Origin of the sequence: Plantactinospora sp. WMMC1484 (assembly GCF_049315195.1) — a bacterium.
Lineage (GTDB): Bacteria > Actinomycetota > Actinomycetes > Mycobacteriales > Micromonosporaceae > Plantactinospora.
In genome coordinates, this window is the sequence record NZ_CP186055.1 from 5,341,307 (window position 1) to 5,356,971 (window position 15,665).

A 15,665-nucleotide genomic window follows, 5' to 3' on the forward strand; every position below is an offset into this window, starting at 1 on the left:
GGGTGCGGGGATGGGATGTCCGGACGAGGTGCGTGGACGGGATGCGCGGATGAGTGGTCGCGGGATGAGTGGTGCGGCGGCACGGCGCCGGGCGGCGGGTGGGCGGACGGCGAGGATCCTCCTGGTCGGGTCGGGCGTCGCGATGGCGGCGTACGGCATCGTCCTGCTGCCTCCGCTCGACACCGTGCTCCCCTGGTTGCTCGCCGGCCCGCTGCTGCACGACGCGCTGCTCGCCCCGCTGGTCGGGCTCGCGGGTGTGATCCTCGGCCGGCTGGTGCCGGACCGGGCGACCCGGAGCTGGATCGCCGCCGGGCTCACGATGCCCGCAACCCTGCTGCTGATTGCGGTTCCACTGCTCTGGCGGCCGGCGGCCGCGGCATCCAATCCGGGACTACAGGACCGCGACTACCTGATCCAGATCGGTGTCTGGACGGTCCTCCTCTGGTCCGGGCTGGCCGCCGGGTACCGACTGTGGCGATCGGCCACGACGATGCCGCAGGCGGTACGGTCGGACCGTGGACCAGGCCGAGGAGGGCGCCCGGATCGGCGCCGCGCTGGCCGGTTGGCTCGGCCGGCTGACGTTCCACGACCAGACGAGTGACGAGGTCACCGCCCTCCTCATCGACACCGTTGTCGCCTGGGCGAGGGCGCAGGGCTGGCGGGCCTACCGGCGTGCCGCGAGCGTGATGCCGCTGCCGCCGCCGTACGAGCACCAGCACTCCATAGTGGACGTCGGCTGCGCCCGGGCGGACGGTGCGCCGGTCGTGATCGAGGTCGACCATTCCGGTCGGCGACGCTCCGTCGACAAGCTCCGGCTGGAATCCGAGGCGGGGCGGATCGCCATCTGGCTCCGCTGGGGCGAACGCAGGTTCGAGCCTCCGCCGGCGCCGATCGCGATGGTGCCGTTCCGGGTCACCTCCCGGCCGGATCCCGGCGGAGCCGGGCGGCGTTACTCGCGGCTGCCGGCGAGCGACCGCCCGGCGCCGGCACACCTGCCCCGGGACGTGGATCTCGGCGACCAGGTCGACCTGTTTCCCCGTCCGGAGGGGACCGGCCGCTCCGGAGAGGGGCCGGAGCGGGACTGACGGCCCGGAACTGGAACCGGACTGACGGGCCGGAGCGTGGGCGGGGCGTCAGCCGCGCTTCATCAGGCGTCCGACAGCGGCCATCATCTCGGTGGCCATCTCGTCGGCCCGCCCCGCCACGGCACCCTCGTGCATGCAGTGCCGGGCGTGCCCGTCGAGCAGGCCGAGCGCCACCTTGTCCAGCGCCGCCTGGATGGCGGAGATCTGGGTCAGGATGTCGATGCAGTAGCGGTCGTCCTCGACCATCCGCTCGATCCCCCGGACCTGCCCCTCCACCCGGCGCAGCCGCGCGAGCAACTGGTCCTTGCTGGCGGTGTAGCCGCGCGTCGGGGTCTCCGCAGGTGTCGTCATATCCCAAGCATAGCTAACCCCCTGGGGGTATGCTACGGTTCACGAGGGAGCGATACCCCCGAGGGGTAAATGCGCGCGAGCCATACCCCCCTCGGGTATAGGATGTGACGGGGAAGGGAGAGCTTTGATGATCACCGAGAGCTACCAGGTCAAGGGAATGACCTGCAATCACTGCGCCAACGCGGTCAGCAAAGAGGTCGGTGCGATCCCGGGCGTGACGGACGTGACCGTCGACCTCTCCGCCGGCTCGGTCACCGTCACCAGCGACGCCGCGGTGGACCCCGAGCGGCTGCGCACCGCCGTCGACGAGGCCGGCTACGAGCTCGTCGCCCCCTGACCCACCGCGCCCACCGCAGGGCAGGCGCTCGATTCAGGAGAAACCAGGCAGCACGATGAACACCGCGACGAAGTTGGGCGCCTTCGCGCTCGGGCTCGCGACAGTGCTCGGCACTGCGTACGGAGCCGGCCAGCTCGCCGGCCCCGTACGCAGTGCCGACTCCCCCACCGACTCCGCCCCCCACCCGACCGACTCCGACCACTCGACCGACTCCGACCACTCGACCGGAGGTGACACCCGTGCGAGCGGCACACCCCGACTCCCGGGCGGGCTGCTCGTCTCCGAGCGGGGCTACACCCTGGCCGCCGTACCGGGTGCCGCCGGAGAGTTCGCCTTCCGGATCGTCGGGCCGGACGGCCAGCCGGTGACCGACTACGAGGTGGCGCACGACAGGCGGATGCACCTGATCGTCGCCCGGCGGGACCTCTCCGGCTTCCGCCACGTACACCCGGAGATGGCCGCCGACGGCACCTGGCGGGTCGCCTCGCCGTTGAGCGGGCCCGGCAGTTGGCGGGCGTTCGCGGACTTCACCCCCGGCGGCGGCGATCCGCTCACCCTCGGGCTCGACGTTGCCGTGCCCGGCGACTTCCGACCCCGGCCGCTGCCGGCGCCGGCTCCGACCGCCGAGATCGACGGATACGAGGTACGTCTCGACGGTGCCCTCACCCCGGGCGGTAGCAGTGAGCTGACCCTGACCGTCAGCCGCGACGGACAACCGGTCACCGACCTGCAGCCCTACCTCGGTGCGTACGGCCACCTGGTCGCGCTCCGGGAAGGTGACCTGGCGTACCTGCACGTGCATCCCGACGGCGGGCCGGGTGACGGCGACACCCCGGCCGGCCCCGCGATCACCTTCGTCGCCGATGTGCCCTCGGCCGGCACCTACCGGCTGTATCTGGACTTCCAGCACGGGGGCACGGTCCGCACGGCCGAGTTCACAGTGGTTGCCGGCGCACCGGGCGGTCCGGTGTCGGGCGACGCACCGGGACACGGCGAGCCCGACCACGGACACGACTAGCGAGGGGAGGCGGGGATGGCAACGGCCGCCGGGCGCCCACCGATGGCGCCCCACCTGATCGAACTGACAATCGGCGGAATGACCTGCGCCTCCTGCGCCAGCAGGATCGAGAAGAAGCTCAACCGGCTCGACGGGGTGACGGCGACGGTCAACTACGCCACCGAGAAGGCCACTGTCAGCTACGACAACACCCGTACCCCGGCCGACCTCATCGCCACGGTCGAGCAGACCGGGTACACGGCGGCACTGCCGCCGCCCCGCCCGGCCGACGCGCCGGAGGCGAGGGCCGCGGCACCCGACGACGAGTTGGATAGGCTCCGGACCCGGCTGCTGGTGTCGCTGGTGCTGACCGTGCCGGTGATCGTCCTGGCAATGGTGCCGGCCTGGCAGTTCGACTACTGGCAGTGGCTCTCGCTCACCCTCGCCGCGCCGGTCGTCGCGTACGGCGGACTGCCGTTCCACCGGGCCGCCTGGATCAACCTGCGGCACGGCGCAGCCACCATGGACACGCTGGTCTCGCTCGGCACGCTCGCCGCGTTCGGCTGGTCGGTGTGGGCGCTCTTCCTCGGCACCGCCGGGATGCCGGGCATGACCCACCCGTTCAGCCTCGACATCGGCCGGGGCGACGGGGCCGGCAACATCTACCTGGAGACGGCGGCCGGGGTCACCCTCTTCATCCTCGCCGGTCGCTACTTCGAGCTCCGCGCCAAGCGCCGGGCCGGTGCCGCCCTGCGGGCCCTGCTCGAACTCGGGGCCAGGGAGGTGACGCTGCTGCGCGGCGACGTCGAGACGCGGGTCCCGGCCGACCGACTCGCCGTCGGGGACCGTTTCGTGGTCCGCCCCGGCGAGAAGATCGCCACGGACGGGCTCGTCGAGGAGGGCTCGTCCGCCGTCGACGCCAGCATGCTCACCGGCGAGTCCGTGCCGGTGGAGGTCGGCCCCGGCGACGAGGTGGTGGGTGCGACGGTCAACGCCGGGGGCCGGCTCGTCGTCCGCGCCACCCGGGTCGGCGGCGAAACCCAACTCGCGCAGATGGCGACCCTTGTCGAACAAGCCCAGACCGGCAAGGCGCAGGTGCAACGCCTGGCGGACCGGATCTCCGGCGTCTTCGTCCCGATCGTGATCGCCCTCGCGGTCGGCACCCTCGGTTTCTGGCTCGGCACAGGGGACGGCGTGACGGCGGCGTTCACCGCCGCCGTCGCGGTGCTCATCATCGCCTGCCCCTGCGCCCTCGGGCTCGCCACTCCCACGGCGCTGCTCGTGGGCACGGGCCGGGGTGCGCAGCTCGGCGTCCTGATCAAGGGGCCAGAGGTGCTGGAGTCCACCCGGCGGGTGGAGACGGTCGTGCTGGACAAGACCGGCACCGTCACCACCGGGCGGATGAGCCTGGTCGAGATCGTGCCGGCCGAGGGGCAGGACGACGCGGAACTGCTCCGGCTGGCCGGCGCCCTGGAGAACGCCTCCGAGCATCCGATCGCCCGTGCGGTCGCCGCCGCCGCCGCGGCGGATCGGCCCGGACCGCTTCCCGGAGCCGACGCCTTCGCCAACGTGGAAGGGCTCGGCGTGACCGGGACCGTCGAGGGTCGGAACGTCACCGTCGGCCGGGCGCGACTGATGACCGAACGGGGTCTCGAGCTGCCCGCCGAACTCGGGCCCGCGGTCAGCGCCGCCGAGGCGGCCGGCCGGACGGTGGTGCAGGCCGGCTGGGACGGACAGGTCCGTGGAGTGCTGGTGGTGGCCGACACGATCAAGCCGACCAGCCGCGCGGCGATCACCGGCCTGCGCCGGCTCGGCCTCACCCCGATCCTGCTCACCGGCGACAACCACGCCGCCGCCCGGACGGTAGCGACCGAGATCGGGATAGACGAGGTGATCGCCGAGGTGCTGCCGGCGGAGAAGCTCGACGTGGTCCGTCGGCTCCAGGCCGAGGGCCGGGTCGTCGCGATGGTCGGCGACGGCGTCAACGACGCCGCCGCGCTCGCCCAGGCCGATCTCGGGCTGGCCATGGGAACCGGTACGGATGTCGCCATCGAAGCCGCCGACCTGACCCTGGTACGCGGAGACCTGACCGCCGCCGTCGACGCGATCCGCCTCTCCAGGGCCACGCTGCGGGTGATCCGCGGCAACCTGTTCTGGGCGTTCGCCTACAACGTCGCCGCCCTGCCGTTGGCCGCACTCGGCATGCTCAACCCGATGATCGCCGGTGCCGCGATGGCCTTCTCCTCGGTCTTCGTCGTCGGCAACTCGCTGCGGCTGCGCCGCTTCACGCCACATCGGACCGGTCCGGTCGACGCAGTGGCGAGGAGGTAGCCGTCCGGATACGCCGCTGGCCGGGTCCCCTGGTGTGGGGACCCGGCCAGTGGGTTGGTCTGTTCTGTTGTGCTGGGGTGTCAGCTGGTGGTCCAGGCGTCGGCGACGAGGTCGGCGGCCTGGTCCTCCCACTTGGCGTACGCGTCCGGGTAGGCCGACACCTGTACCTTCTGCGCGGCCACGGTCAGCGGCAGCTCCTGCCAGCCGTCCACCTGCCGCAGCCCCTTCAGGAACGCGGTCGTGGCGTACTCGGGGTCGGTGATCTGCTCCACCGTGCCCCAACCCGACGACGGCCGCTGCTGGAACAACCCCTGCGAGTCATGGTCGTTACGCGCACCCAGATGACCCAGGTTCTCCAACTTCGACTCCTGCAGGCTGGTACCGACCGCGATCACCGCGGCCCGCTCGTCCAGACCCGCCTTCTTCGTCGCCTTCACGATCGCCTTCACATTGTCGGCCTGCTCGTCGGAGATGTCGATCCGCGACTGCCCACCCTGCACACCATGCGGCACCAGCCTGTCCCGCGACGGCTCACCACCCTTACGGTCACCCTTGTGGTCGCCCTTGTCGCCCTTGTCGACGGTGACCGAGGCAGCCACCGGGGTACCGGCATGCTCCGGGACGGCGTGCGCCGCCACCGACGGACCGGCGACCGCACCACCGACGAACGCCAGACCAGCCACACCCAACACCGACTTACGCACGAACGAGGTCTGCGTGACGGCCGGAAGCCACCGACCGAACAACATCGTGTTCATGACGGTCCACCTTCCATTCGGGGATGAACACCCACAGCCGTAGGGGACGGCCGGAATGTCAATGGAAAACGTCACGTCCCGAAACCAGCACACCAGCAGGTCTCCAGAGACGACATCAGGAACACCCGAGCACGACATACCACCAGGGGGACGGCTCGTACTCGGGCGAACACCACATGTAACGACCGGTGGGCCGGGATCATTCCCGGCCACCCACCCGCAAGCCCCTGCCAGACCGCGGTCCTACTCGGCCGTACGCATGATGTAACGACCGGACCCCACCCAGCATTCCCCACCGGCCGATGCCGAGCCATGATCGACATGGTCCGGCATCCGGCATCCGTCGCTCCGGGCCTGATCGGCGCATTCCGCACATCGCCCGCCGGGGTTCGCGGGCCGGACGGTGGTCAGGCAGCTGGCCGGTGCGGGACGGAACGCCGGGTGATGTCCCTCGTGCTCAGCCGAGCAGGGCCAGCGCCGCGCGCACGGATGGACGCTCGAGCGTGCGATCGAAGCTGGTCTCGCCCCGACAGAAGGCGGTGAAGGCGCGCCAGCCGGGTGGTGTGGCCACGGCGGCGTGGAAGACGCCGGGATGCCGGGTGAAGGCGGCGAGGATGCGGAAGCCGGCCCGCATCGGCGGGACGAGGTGCTCGTGCACGGCGCGGACGTAGCCGTCAAGGTCACCGTCGGCCGCGGCCGTGCCGGCGAACGTGCCCGAGCGCAGCGCGAAGCTGATCCCCTCCCTGGTCCAGGGCTCCAGCAGGCCGGCCGCGTCGCCGGCGACCAGCACCCGGCCGTGGCGCAGCGGAGAGTCGGCGCTGCGGCATCGGGTCAGGTGTCCGGAGTCGTGCGCCGGCTCCAGGCCGGCCAGGCCCAGCCGCTCGACGAACTGCCGCAGGTAACGCCGGGTCCGCGCCCCCTCGCCCCGACCGGCGATCACCCCGACCGTGAGCCGGTCGCCCTTCGGGAAGACCCAGGCGTACGACCCGGGCAGCGGGCCCCAGTCCAGCAGCAGCCGGCCCCGCCAGCGATCCTGGAGCGGGAGCGGGATCGGGATCTCCAACTCCAGCCCCAGGTCGACCTGCGCGTACCGCACCCCCACCCGACGTGCCGTCACCCCGGCCGAGCCGTCGGCGCCGACCGCCGACCGGGCGCGCAGTTCCGATCCGTCGGCGAGCCTGACGCGTACGCCGTCGGGGTCCTGTTCGAGCCCGCGGACCGCGACCCGTTGTCGGATCTCGGCGCCCGCGGCGACCGCGGCGCCCCGCAGGCGGTCGTCGAACTCCTCCCGCCGCACCATCGTGACCAGCTGCCCCGGCCGGTAGCGGCGGGTGAACCTCCGCCGCCCGTCGTGGGTGAAGGTGACCCGTTCGACCCGGTCGTCGGCGGGCACGTCGATCCGTGCGGCGGCGACCGCCAACGACGTGCCGATCAGGCCGCCACCGCAGGTCTTGTACCTCGGATGTGCGGACTTTTCGAGTACGACGGTGCGCGCGCCGGCCCGCGCGGCGGCGAACGCTGCGGAGAGTCCGGCGGGCCCGCCCCCGATCACGGCCACGTCCCAGATCACGGCTAGCAGCCTAGGCGACGCACCGGTCGGTTCCCGGACGGGACTCGTCGGCACGAGATGTCATCGGCTGCGCATCAACGCTTCTCCGGCGGGTAATCGCGGCCTCGCGAACTGCCCGGCGCGGGTGCGCGGGCGAGGAGGTCACCATGCAACAGCTACATCTCACCGACATCGAACAGCGGGTGTATCAGGCGGTCACCACGCTCGAGGCACGGGGACAGGTGCCCTTTCCGGAGGCCATCGCCGAGGAGGTCGGGCTGCCGCCGGAGCAGTTGGTGACGCCGCTGCACGTGCTCGGCGAGAAGAACCTCCTGCACCGCGAGGACTCCCCGCTGGAGGGCCTGGACTTCGGTCCGCGTTGGTGTTCGCAACAGCTCGCCTGAGCATCACCGCCAACGGCGGGCTGCCGGCCGAAGGGGTGACACGTCGCTGACCGGGGCGTGGGATGGTTTGGGGTATTCTGATCCCGTCGATCACCATTCGCGGCCCGCGATTCGGACGCGGCACAGTCAGCGAGGCCCGATTGAGCGCGGCAGAAGGCACCTCGGGTGGGCGGGGCGGCGAGCCACGCTCGGGCAACGGCCCAGGTGCGGCCGAGCCGGACCCACTGGCCGGTCTCGACCCGCGCACCGCCGCCCGGCGGCGCAGCCAGGCACTGGCGATCGGACTGGTCGCCGCCTTCATGACGCTGCTCGACGTCAGCATCGTGAACGTCGCGCTCCCCTCGATCGACCGGGCTGTCGGTGCCGACCCGAGCGATCTGCAGTGGATCGTCTCCGGCTACGCGCTGACCTTCGGCCTGCTGCTGGTGCCGGCCGGCCGCTTCGGCGACGCCCGCGGCCGGCGTACCGTCTTCGTCGTCGGCCTCGGACTCTTCACGCTGACCAGTGCGGCGGCCGGGGTCGCCGGGTCACCGACCTGGCTGATCATCGCCCGGCTGTTGCAGGGTGCCGCCGCCGGACTGGTCAATCCGCAGGTGATCGGGCTGATCCAGCAGCTCTACCACGGCGCCGAGCGCGGACGGCCGTTCGGCCTGCTCGGCGCCACCATCGGCGTCTCCACCGGCGTCGGCCCACTCCTCGGCGGCGGGTTGATCGAACTCGGTGGTCAGCAGCTCGGCTGGCGACTGGTCTTCTTCGTCAACGTCCCGGTCGGCATCGCGACGATCGTCCTCGCCTGGCGACTGCTGCCGGCCGGTCCCGGGCGACGGGCCGTAGACGGGCGCAACCTCGATCCGGTCGGCGTCCTGCTGCTCGGGGTCGGCGTCGTATTCCTGCTGCTGCCACTGGTGCAACAGAGGCAGTGGCAGGGGCCACTCAAGTGGCTGCTGATCCCGGCCGGACTTCTGGTACTGCTCGGCTTCGTCGGCTGGGAGCTGCGCTACCGGCGCCACCGGGTGCCCCTGTTCGACCTGGCCCTGTTCCGGCTCCGCTCCTACCTCCTCGGCACCCTGATCGGGCTGCTCTACTTCGGCGGTTTCGTGGCGATCTTCTTCCTCTTCACCCTCTACCTGCAGACCGGCCTGCGCTACACGGCCCTGCAGGCCGGGCTGGCGGTCACGCCCTTCGCAGCCGGCTCCGCCGTGACGGCGGCGCTCGGCGGTCGGATCATCAACCGGTTCGGCCGGCCGCTGGTCGCGATCGGTCTGGCCACCGTAGCGATCGGGCTCGTCGGCGTGATCGTGGCACTGCACTTCGTGCCAGGACGGGGCGCGCCGCTGGTCACCGCCCTGCCGCTGCTGGTCGCCGGGCTCGGCAGCGGATTGGTGATCACCCCCAACCAGAATCTCACGCTTTCCGAGGTGCCGGTCGCCCAGGCGGGCAGCGCGGCCGGAATGTTGCAGACCGCCCAGCGGATCGGTGCCGCCACCGGGATCGCCGGGGTCGGAATGATCTTCTTCAGCACCTTGGCCGCCACCGGCAACGGCTGGTCGCGGGCCTTCCGGGACGCACTGCTGGCCACCACGGGGTTCGTGGTGATCGCGCTGGTCGCGGCGATAGTGGACAGCTGGACCGAGCGGCCGGGCAGTCCAGCCCGGGCCGGCGGCGCCGGGTGACGGTCGCGGTGGCGTTCAGGCCGCCTCGCCGGGAGTGAGCCAGCGATAGCGGCCGCCGGTCTCTTCGCTGAGCCAGCCGTGCGCGCTCTGCAACCCCCGCGGTCGTTGAGTTGCGCGTCGTGAATGCCGTACGCCCGCTCGGGCGCCACCGCGCGCACGAAGTCGATCGCCTCGTCGGTCTTCAGCCACGACCCGTGCACCGGCACCAGCAGCGTCTCGACCGGCACCTCCGGCCGGTGCACCGAGTCGCCGGGGTGGTAGACGCGCTCCTCGACGGGTAGCCTTTGAGTGACGCAGATCACATATCTCCTCGGCTCACCGGGGTTCGACTTCGTCGCCACGGTGTAAGCCACCTCCGACCTACCGCAGCAGGATGGGGAGGAACCAATGTCCCGACAACAGTTCGGTTTCGTCATCGGCTTCCTCATCGCGGCGGTCTGGGCCATCGTCGGCTTCGGGGCGGCGGCGGGTGCGGTCCTCGCCGGACTGGTCGGGTGGCTCGCCGTACGGGTGCTCGACGGCGACCTCAACGTCGCCGGCCTGGCCGACCGGGCCGCCGCATCGCGCCGGCGCTGAACGAGGCCGACACGAACGAGGCCGACACCCCGACAGACCCAGCGGAGCGACCGGGGCCCTGATCTCCGGTAGAGACCCTCCGGCAGGAGATGGGACAGGACATGGCTGACAGCGCCACCGCCACCAGGAACGACAACCGGGCGAAGACGGACCAGCCGGGCCGCATGACCCGGCCGGACGGCGGCGGGCCGGTCCGGGCCCAGCTGACCACCGAGACCGGGCAGACCCGCATCGCGGACGGGGTGGTCGCCAAGATCGCCGGGTTCGCGACCCGGGAGATTCCAGGCGTGCACTCGATGGGTGCCGGACTCGCCCGGCGGATGGGACAGCTGCGCAGCCTCGTCCCGGGCGGCGGCGAGATGGCCGGGCAGGGCGTCTCGGTCCAGGTCGGCGAGCGCGAGGCAGCCGTCGACATCGACATCGTCACCCATTACGGCCAGAGCATCGTCGACGTCTCCGAGGCGGTACGCCGCAACGTCATCGACCGGGTGCAGGCGATGACCGGCCTCAAGGTCGTCGAGGTGAACATCAACGTCGACGACGTCCACGTCCAGGGTGACCAGGACGGCGACGACGCCAGGCAGCAGCCGCGATGAGCAGCCGGGCGACGAAGAGCGTGCCGGGCCGGATCGACCGGACCGAGAGCACCGATCCGGGCAGCGGCACGGGGACCGGCACGGCCGCCTCGGAGAGGCCGGACGCCGACGGGACCGGGTCGCAAGGTACGCCGGAGGCCGCACACACGGAGCCGGACGGCGGACGGCCCGGTGCGGGCGCGAAGCCGGAGGGCGGACGGGCCGCCGCGGTAGGAAGACCGGAGGGCGGAGGGGCCGGTGTCGGCCCCGTGCGGAAGGCCGATCCGGCCGCGGTGGCCACCAGGGTCAGGGACGCCGTCCTCCTGGTGCCCGGCGTGGCCGGGTTGACCGCCGGCAGCGGCATCGAGGCAGCCACCCAGTTCCCGGGCGGAAAGATTGTCGGAGTCCGCCTCGGTGACCCGGTCGAGGTGCACGTCGAGGTGGGGCCGGTGCCGATCGTCCCGGTGGCCGAGCAGATCCAGGCGGCGGTCCGGGGCGTACTGGAGAGCTTCGGTCGGGAGGCGTCGGTGGAAGTGATCGTCGAGGACATCGACCTGCCGACGCCGGTCGACACGGCGGCCGGAGACTGAGCATGCGCCTGGTCAACCGCTTCGCGACCCTGCTGCTCGGCGTCGCACTGCTCGGCGGCGGCCTGCTGCTGATCGCCGAGGTCTTCGCGGTGGCGTTGAACCGCGAAGGGCTGGTCGCCGACCACACGGGCTGGTACCAGACGCTGACCAGCACCCGGCTGAACGATGCCTGGGTGCGCAGCGGCTTCATCGCGGTGGGCGTGCTCGGTCTGCTGGTCCTCGTCGCCCAGTTGGCCCGCTGGAAGCCGCAGCGGTTGCCCACCCGGCTGGCCGACGGTTGGCACCTGCAACGCCGCTCCGTCGAACGGCAACTGGCGACGGCGGCGAACGGTGTCACCGGTGTCGAGGGCGCCAGCGCCCGGGTCCGCCGCGACGGCGACGGCTGGCGGACCCGGATCCGGGCGGTCAGCGAGGTACCGGTCGGACCGGAGGTGGAGTCCGCGGTCCGGCGCGAACTGGAACGCCTCGGCGCCTCGCCGGACGACCACGTGGGGGTGCAGATCGTGCGTCCGTCGAGGTCGTCGCGGGCCGGTGTACCGCGGGTGGAGACGTGACGGGCTGGGATACGACGGCCGGATGGCTCCATCCGGGACGACGCGCCGGCTTGCACGTGACGCTGTCGCACGTGACGCCGTCGCACGTGACGCCGTGGCGTGTGATCGGGGCGCGGGTGACGGGGCGGTTTGGAGGACCGGCATGACGAACGGCGCTATCCGGGTGTTCTGGACGGTGATCGGCATCGTGCTCACCGCCATCGGCGTGGTGGGGCTGATCGCCAGCCTGGGTCACCTGGCCGGGATCGACAACAGCGCACCCCTGCTCTGGTCGGGCCTGCTGCGCACCTGGCGCGCCATCGACCCGTGGGGTTTGGTGATTCTGGGCGTGCTCGGGCTGCTCGTCGCCTGGCTCGGGTGGAGAATGCTCGGTTGGGTGATCCGGGTCCGCCGATATCCGGTGCTGGGCGACCTCGACCTGCGGTCCATCACCCGGCAGACCGCCGACACGGGCCCAGCGCCGGCCGGCGTCACCCACGTCCGTGGCACCCGGCTGGCCCGTGGTCTCGAACGGGACCTCGCCCGGAATCCGCAGGTCCGGCGGGCCTCGGTCCGACTGGCTGGTACCGCACCCCAGCCGGAACTCTGGATCGAGTTACAGCTCAGCTCCCGGGCCGCGCTGACCGTCGTGCGGGAGCACGTCTCGGCGGCGGTCGAGCGGTTCCGGGCCACCTCCGGAATGGCACCGCACCGGCTGGAGGTGACGGCGCGGATCGACGCCGCCGGCCCGGCCCGGGTGCACTGACCATTCGGCCCTGGCCGATCCGACCACCTCCGGGTCCGGGTTGTCGGCACGAGCATCGGCCGGCGGCGCCAGCCTGGTCGAGACGGCCGTGGACGACGTACGGAGCACCCGGAGCTACCGGTCGTCAGGACTTACGGGCAACCGCGCCGTAGGCGTCGATGTGCTCGGCGTCGGGATCGTCGGGGCGCCACCGCGTGATCGGCACCAGTCCGGGTTCGATCATCGTCAGGTCGGCGAAGCAGTCGGCGAGCTGGTCGGGGCTGCGCAGGATGTACGGAAGCCCACCGCTCTCCACCAGCTTGTCGGCGCCGTCGACCACCGCCGGGCTGGTGTCGGTGCCGTCCCAGAGCACCAGGTGGCTGCCGGAGGCCGCAGGCGCCATCATCCTGCCGACGATGGAGCGTACGGCATCGAGGTCGGGCTCATAGCCCAGCACGCCCATGAACATCACCGCCACCGGCTTCGAGAAGTCCAGCGCCTCGCCAGCCCTCTCGAGGATCTTCTCCGGCTCGTGGTAGTCGGCGTGCACGTAGGTCGTCAGCCCCTCCGCCGAGGTGCTGGCGAGCAGGGCCCGGGCGTGCATCAGCACCATCGGGTCGTTGTCGACGTAGACGATCCGGGAATCCGGCGCGATCTCCTGGGCGACCGCGTGGGTGTTCTGCATGGTGGGCAGGCCGGTGCCGACGTCGAGGAACTGCCGGACGCCCGCCTCGGCGGCCAGGTAGCGCACGGCGCGGATGAGGAAGCGCCGGGACTGCCGAGCCATGACGACGATCTCCGGGTAGACCTCCGCCACCGCCGCACCGGCGGCGCGGTCGGCCTGGAAGTTGTCCTTGCCGCCCATCCAGTAGTTCCAGATCCGCGCCGCGTGCGGCACGTCGAACTGGAGCTTCGACGCGAGCTCGGGGTCCAGGTCGGCCATGGTAAGGCTCCTCTGTGGGGACCGTCGGGTACGAGAACCGATGCGGCAACGAGAGCAGCATCGTACCCACGCCCTCGTTTGTGAACATCTCTCACCCCAGCGGTCCGGTCCTGCCCCCGCGCCCGGGGCTGCCGGCGTGGATCGGCACGGGCCGGGCCCGCGGCGGATGGTTTCGCCACGGGCCCGGGAAGGGTGCGCCGTCAGTTCGGGGCGTGCACCCCGGTGGCGTTCCAGTCCCTGGTCGCGCCACGGACGTACATGGTCGACGACTGGTTACCGGAGAAGTACTGCTTGATGGAGCCGGCGAACGGCGTGCTCGAGACGTTACGACCGTACACGTCGGTGTAGACCGTGGTCGGGCCGCTGTTCTGCACCTGGAAGGTGCCCGGCCGGAACTCCCGCAGGGTGCCCTTGAACGGCGAGCGAGTGTCGTCCCAGGGGATGTTCTGCCCGGCCTGGCGGGCCTGGTTGCAGTAGTCACCACCGGCCAGGTTCGTGTAGCACAGGTCGATGATCCGGCCCAGGTTGTCCGGCTTGGTCGGGTCGTAGTAGCGCGACGGGTTGACCACGTAGAACAGGGGCGCGAGCCGGAAGTTCAGCCCGTTGCCCGTCACCGACGAGTCGGAGAACCAGAAGTCGTCCATGTCGGAGACGGTGAACGGCACCGGGTTCGGGTAGAGCGGGTCGTAGTGCGTACGACCCTCCCGGATCGCCTGAATGCAGCCCGGCTCGGTGATCAGCCGGCCCAGCGACCGGGTGTCCGACGGCGAGTCCGCCGGCACCGCCGGCTTGACGTTGATGAACGCGCCGCCGAAGCCCGGGCATTCGCTGGGGCTGAAGCCGCCGGCCCGGCCGAGCGGGATCATCGCGTTGTACCGCGCCTCGGTGACCTGGCCACCGTTGCTCGCGGTGCAGCGCTGGTTGAAGAGCAGCTCGTGGACGTTGTTGCTGAACGCGTCAGGTGAGTGGGTGCCCTGGTGGAACTTGAGCAGGGTGTCGCAGACGGCGATGGTGGTGCCCTGCGGCGGGAAGAAGCTGCTGCCGTTGTCACCCTGGATCACGTTCGTGTTGTTGACCGACAACACCTTGTGCCCGACATGGTCCTCGTGCCGGTGGCTGCTCTCGGGCATGCTGTCCTGCATCACCTCGCTGGTGTAGCCGAAGGCGGGCCAGCCGGCGGTGCTGTACAGGTCCGAGTTGCGCGGGTCGTCACCGTGCTCGTGGCCGAAGTTGCAGCCGCTCGGGTCCCGGGTCGGGTGCCAGGTGGGGTAGACCTTCCCGTCGGGGCCGTACGTCCAGTAACGGGCGTGGATCTCGACGGAGCACTCGCCCGACCTCGGCAGGTATCCCTTCTCGTTGGCGGTGGCGATCAGCTGGTACGCCCGGCTCAGCTGCGCGCCGGACGGCGGCAGCGCCGTACCCCAGGTGGGGTTGCCCGGAGGCGGCGTCGTCGGCGATCCGGTCGGTGGTGTCGTCGGCGGCGTCGTCGGTCCGGTGGTGGGCGGCGTGGTGGGACCGCCGGGCTGCCCGGTGCAGGTGGTCCCGTTCACGGTGAAGCTGGTCGGTGCCGGGTTGCTGCCGTTCCAGGAGCCGTTGAAGCCGAACGACACGCTGGCTCCGGTGGCGACGCTGCCGTTGTAGCTGGCGTTGCGGGCGCTGACCTCACTACCACTCTGGGAAACCGTGGCGTTCCACGCCTGGGTGACCCGCTGGCCGCCGGCGTAGCTCCAGGTCATCGTCCAGGAGCTGATCGGGTCGCCGACGTTGGTGAGGGTGACCGTGGCGGTGAAGCCACCCTGCCACTGGGAACCGACCGTGTAGGTGACGCCACAACCGGGAGCAGCCACCGCGGGTGTGGCGGCGATGATGGCCGCCCCGCCGGCGGCTACCACGGCCGCCACGGTCACGGCCGACCACAGCCGGGATCGGGGGCGATGTAGGTGCATTTCTGGTCCTCCGAACGATGGTGGGTAACCGACGTCGAACCTGCCCCCGACCGTCGACCCAGGCTGGACAGCGGGACCGTGACTGTCTCTGCTAGGTTTCGAGCGCGTGCCGCGCCGGACGCCGGGGCGACCGGACGGAACGTCCGGTGGTGGTGACGGTTCGTCATCGATTGATTTACATCTATGTTACGTCCGGCGTCAGTCGTGTCAACGCATAACGCCTGTTCTCGCCCCTATTAAATCGACAGACACAGATGCACTTGCCGATCTCG

At 71.3% G+C, this 15,665-nt stretch carries 17 protein-coding genes; 12 read left to right on the forward strand and 5 right to left on the reverse strand.

Translation table 11 applies throughout. The features are described 5' to 3' along the window. Positions 1–49 precede the first annotated feature (49 nt). Both ACN28C_RS23220 and ACN28C_RS23225 read left to right on the forward strand, forming a co-directional pair. On the forward strand, positions 50–601 hold the full coding sequence (locus ACN28C_RS23220; protein WP_422769639.1) for a hypothetical protein: 552 nt from the start codon (positions 50–52) through the stop codon (positions 599–601). Next, positions 516–1,085 (forward strand): hypothetical protein, encoded by a 570-nt coding sequence (locus ACN28C_RS23225; protein ID WP_422769640.1) that lies wholly within the window; start codon positions 516–518, stop codon positions 1,083–1,085. The genes ACN28C_RS23220 and ACN28C_RS23225 overlap by 86 nt, the downstream gene beginning before the upstream one ends. Before the next feature lie 48 nt (positions 1,086–1,133). On the opposite strand, the gene ACN28C_RS23230 is transcribed toward ACN28C_RS23225, so the two are convergent. Further along, on the reverse strand, positions 1,134–1,436 hold the full coding sequence (locus tag ACN28C_RS23230) for a metal-sensitive transcriptional regulator (RefSeq protein WP_422769641.1): 303 nt from the start codon (positions 1,434–1,436) through the stop codon (positions 1,134–1,136). 127 nt (positions 1,437–1,563) lie between these two features. Here ACN28C_RS23230 and ACN28C_RS23235 point away from each other — a divergent pair, with 127 nt between their 5' ends. From ACN28C_RS23235 to ACN28C_RS23245, 3 genes are read left to right on the forward strand one after another with little or no spacing between them, the layout of a single operon-like run. After that, positions 1,564–1,773, forward strand: coding sequence for a heavy-metal-associated domain-containing protein (locus ACN28C_RS23235; protein ID WP_422769642.1), 210 nt, complete (start codon positions 1,564–1,566; stop codon positions 1,771–1,773). Between the two features lie 55 nt (positions 1,774–1,828). Then, positions 1,829–2,791: a hypothetical protein gene (locus ACN28C_RS23240; RefSeq protein WP_422769643.1), complete on the forward strand. Its 963-nt coding sequence runs from the start codon at positions 1,829–1,831 to the stop codon at positions 2,789–2,791. A 15-nt stretch (positions 2,792–2,806) separates the two neighbouring features. Continuing rightward, on the forward strand, positions 2,807–5,101 hold the full coding sequence (locus ACN28C_RS23245; protein WP_422769644.1) for a heavy metal translocating P-type ATPase: 2,295 nt from the start codon (positions 2,807–2,809) through the stop codon (positions 5,099–5,101). Between the two features lie 80 nt (positions 5,102–5,181). Here ACN28C_RS23245 and ACN28C_RS23250 read toward each other — a convergent pair whose 3' ends face one another. Further along, complete coding sequence (locus ACN28C_RS23250; protein WP_422774780.1) at positions 5,182–5,850, reverse strand: hypothetical protein; 669 nt, start codon at positions 5,848–5,850, stop codon at positions 5,182–5,184. A gap of 466 nt (positions 5,851–6,316) precedes the next feature. After that, positions 6,317–7,429, reverse strand: a complete 1,113-nt coding sequence (locus ACN28C_RS23255) for a geranylgeranyl reductase family protein (protein ID WP_422769645.1) — start codon at positions 7,427–7,429, stop codon at positions 6,317–6,319. Positions 7,430–7,575: 146 nt separating this feature from the next. On the opposite strand from ACN28C_RS23255, the gene ACN28C_RS23260 reads away from it, so the two are divergent. The 7 genes from ACN28C_RS23260 to ACN28C_RS23290 all read left to right on the forward strand — a co-directional run bounded on the left by ACN28C_RS23260 (position 7,576) and on the right by ACN28C_RS23290 (position 12,525). After that, positions 7,576–7,812, forward strand: a complete 237-nt coding sequence (locus ACN28C_RS23260; RefSeq protein WP_421492791.1) for a hypothetical protein — start codon at positions 7,576–7,578, stop codon at positions 7,810–7,812. 224 nt (positions 7,813–8,036) lie between these two features. After that, positions 8,037–9,485, forward strand: a complete 1,449-nt coding sequence (locus ACN28C_RS23265) for an MFS transporter (RefSeq protein WP_422774781.1) — start codon at positions 8,037–8,039, stop codon at positions 9,483–9,485. Between the two features lie 387 nt (positions 9,486–9,872). Then, complete coding sequence (locus ACN28C_RS23270; RefSeq protein ID WP_422769646.1) at positions 9,873–10,061, forward strand: hypothetical protein; 189 nt, start codon at positions 9,873–9,875, stop codon at positions 10,059–10,061. Between the two features lie 101 nt (positions 10,062–10,162). Further along, a complete protein-coding gene (locus ACN28C_RS23275) occupies positions 10,163–10,657 on the forward strand; it encodes an Asp23/Gls24 family envelope stress response protein (RefSeq protein ID WP_422769647.1) in 495 nt (164 codons plus the stop codon). After that, complete coding sequence (locus ACN28C_RS23280) at positions 10,654–11,226, forward strand: hypothetical protein (protein ID WP_422769648.1); 573 nt, start codon at positions 10,654–10,656, stop codon at positions 11,224–11,226. The genes ACN28C_RS23275 and ACN28C_RS23280 overlap by 4 nt, the downstream gene beginning before the upstream one ends. A 2-nt stretch (positions 11,227–11,228) precedes the next feature. Next, positions 11,229–11,780, forward strand: coding sequence for a hypothetical protein (locus tag ACN28C_RS23285; protein WP_422769649.1), 552 nt, complete (start codon positions 11,229–11,231; stop codon positions 11,778–11,780). Between the two features lie 142 nt (positions 11,781–11,922). Beyond that, positions 11,923–12,525: a hypothetical protein gene (locus ACN28C_RS23290; RefSeq protein ID WP_422769650.1), complete on the forward strand. Its 603-nt coding sequence runs from the start codon at positions 11,923–11,925 to the stop codon at positions 12,523–12,525. Positions 12,526–12,649: 124 nt separating this feature from the next. Here the strand turns inward: ACN28C_RS23290 and ACN28C_RS23295 are convergent, their stop codons facing one another. Beyond that, positions 12,650–13,447, reverse strand: a complete 798-nt coding sequence (locus ACN28C_RS23295) for an SAM-dependent methyltransferase (protein WP_422769651.1) — start codon at positions 13,445–13,447, stop codon at positions 12,650–12,652. 200 nt (positions 13,448–13,647) lie between these two features. Next, positions 13,648–15,393, reverse strand: a complete 1,746-nt coding sequence (locus ACN28C_RS23300) for a cellulose-binding domain-containing protein (protein WP_422769652.1) — start codon at positions 15,391–15,393, stop codon at positions 13,648–13,650. Positions 15,394–15,665: the final 272 nt, after the last annotated feature.

Excerpts from the sequence above, each read along its gene's own strand:
- ACN28C_RS23220 (WP_422769639.1), top strand. The coding sequence starts at position 50 with ATGAGTGGTCGCGGGATGAGTGGTGCGGCGGCACGGCGCCGGGCGGCG.
- ACN28C_RS23230 (WP_422769641.1), bottom strand. The coding sequence starts at position 1,436 with ATGACGACACCTGCGGAGACCCCGACGCGCGGCTACACCGCCAGCAAG.
- ACN28C_RS23235 (WP_422769642.1), top strand. The coding sequence starts at position 1,564 with ATGATCACCGAGAGCTACCAGGTCAAGGGAATGACCTGCAATCACTGC.
- ACN28C_RS23240 (WP_422769643.1), top strand. The coding sequence starts at position 1,829 with ATGAACACCGCGACGAAGTTGGGCGCCTTCGCGCTCGGGCTCGCGACA.
- ACN28C_RS23245 (WP_422769644.1), top strand. The coding sequence starts at position 2,807 with ATGGCAACGGCCGCCGGGCGCCCACCGATGGCGCCCCACCTGATCGAA.
- ACN28C_RS23250 (WP_422774780.1), bottom strand. The coding sequence starts at position 5,850 with ATGTTGTTCGGTCGGTGGCTTCCGGCCGTCACGCAGACCTCGTTCGTG.
- ACN28C_RS23260 (WP_421492791.1), top strand. The coding sequence starts at position 7,576 with ATGCAACAGCTACATCTCACCGACATCGAACAGCGGGTGTATCAGGCG.
- ACN28C_RS23270 (WP_422769646.1), top strand. The coding sequence starts at position 9,873 with ATGTCCCGACAACAGTTCGGTTTCGTCATCGGCTTCCTCATCGCGGCG.
- ACN28C_RS23275 (WP_422769647.1), top strand. The coding sequence starts at position 10,163 with ATGGCTGACAGCGCCACCGCCACCAGGAACGACAACCGGGCGAAGACG.
- ACN28C_RS23280 (WP_422769648.1), top strand. The coding sequence starts at position 10,654 with ATGAGCAGCCGGGCGACGAAGAGCGTGCCGGGCCGGATCGACCGGACC.
- ACN28C_RS23285 (WP_422769649.1), top strand. The coding sequence starts at position 11,229 with ATGCGCCTGGTCAACCGCTTCGCGACCCTGCTGCTCGGCGTCGCACTG.
- ACN28C_RS23290 (WP_422769650.1), top strand. The coding sequence starts at position 11,923 with ATGACGAACGGCGCTATCCGGGTGTTCTGGACGGTGATCGGCATCGTG.
- ACN28C_RS23295 (WP_422769651.1), bottom strand. The coding sequence starts at position 13,447 with ATGGCCGACCTGGACCCCGAGCTCGCGTCGAAGCTCCAGTTCGACGTG.
- ACN28C_RS23300 (WP_422769652.1), bottom strand. The coding sequence starts at position 15,393 with ATGCACCTACATCGCCCCCGATCCCGGCTGTGGTCGGCCGTGACCGTG.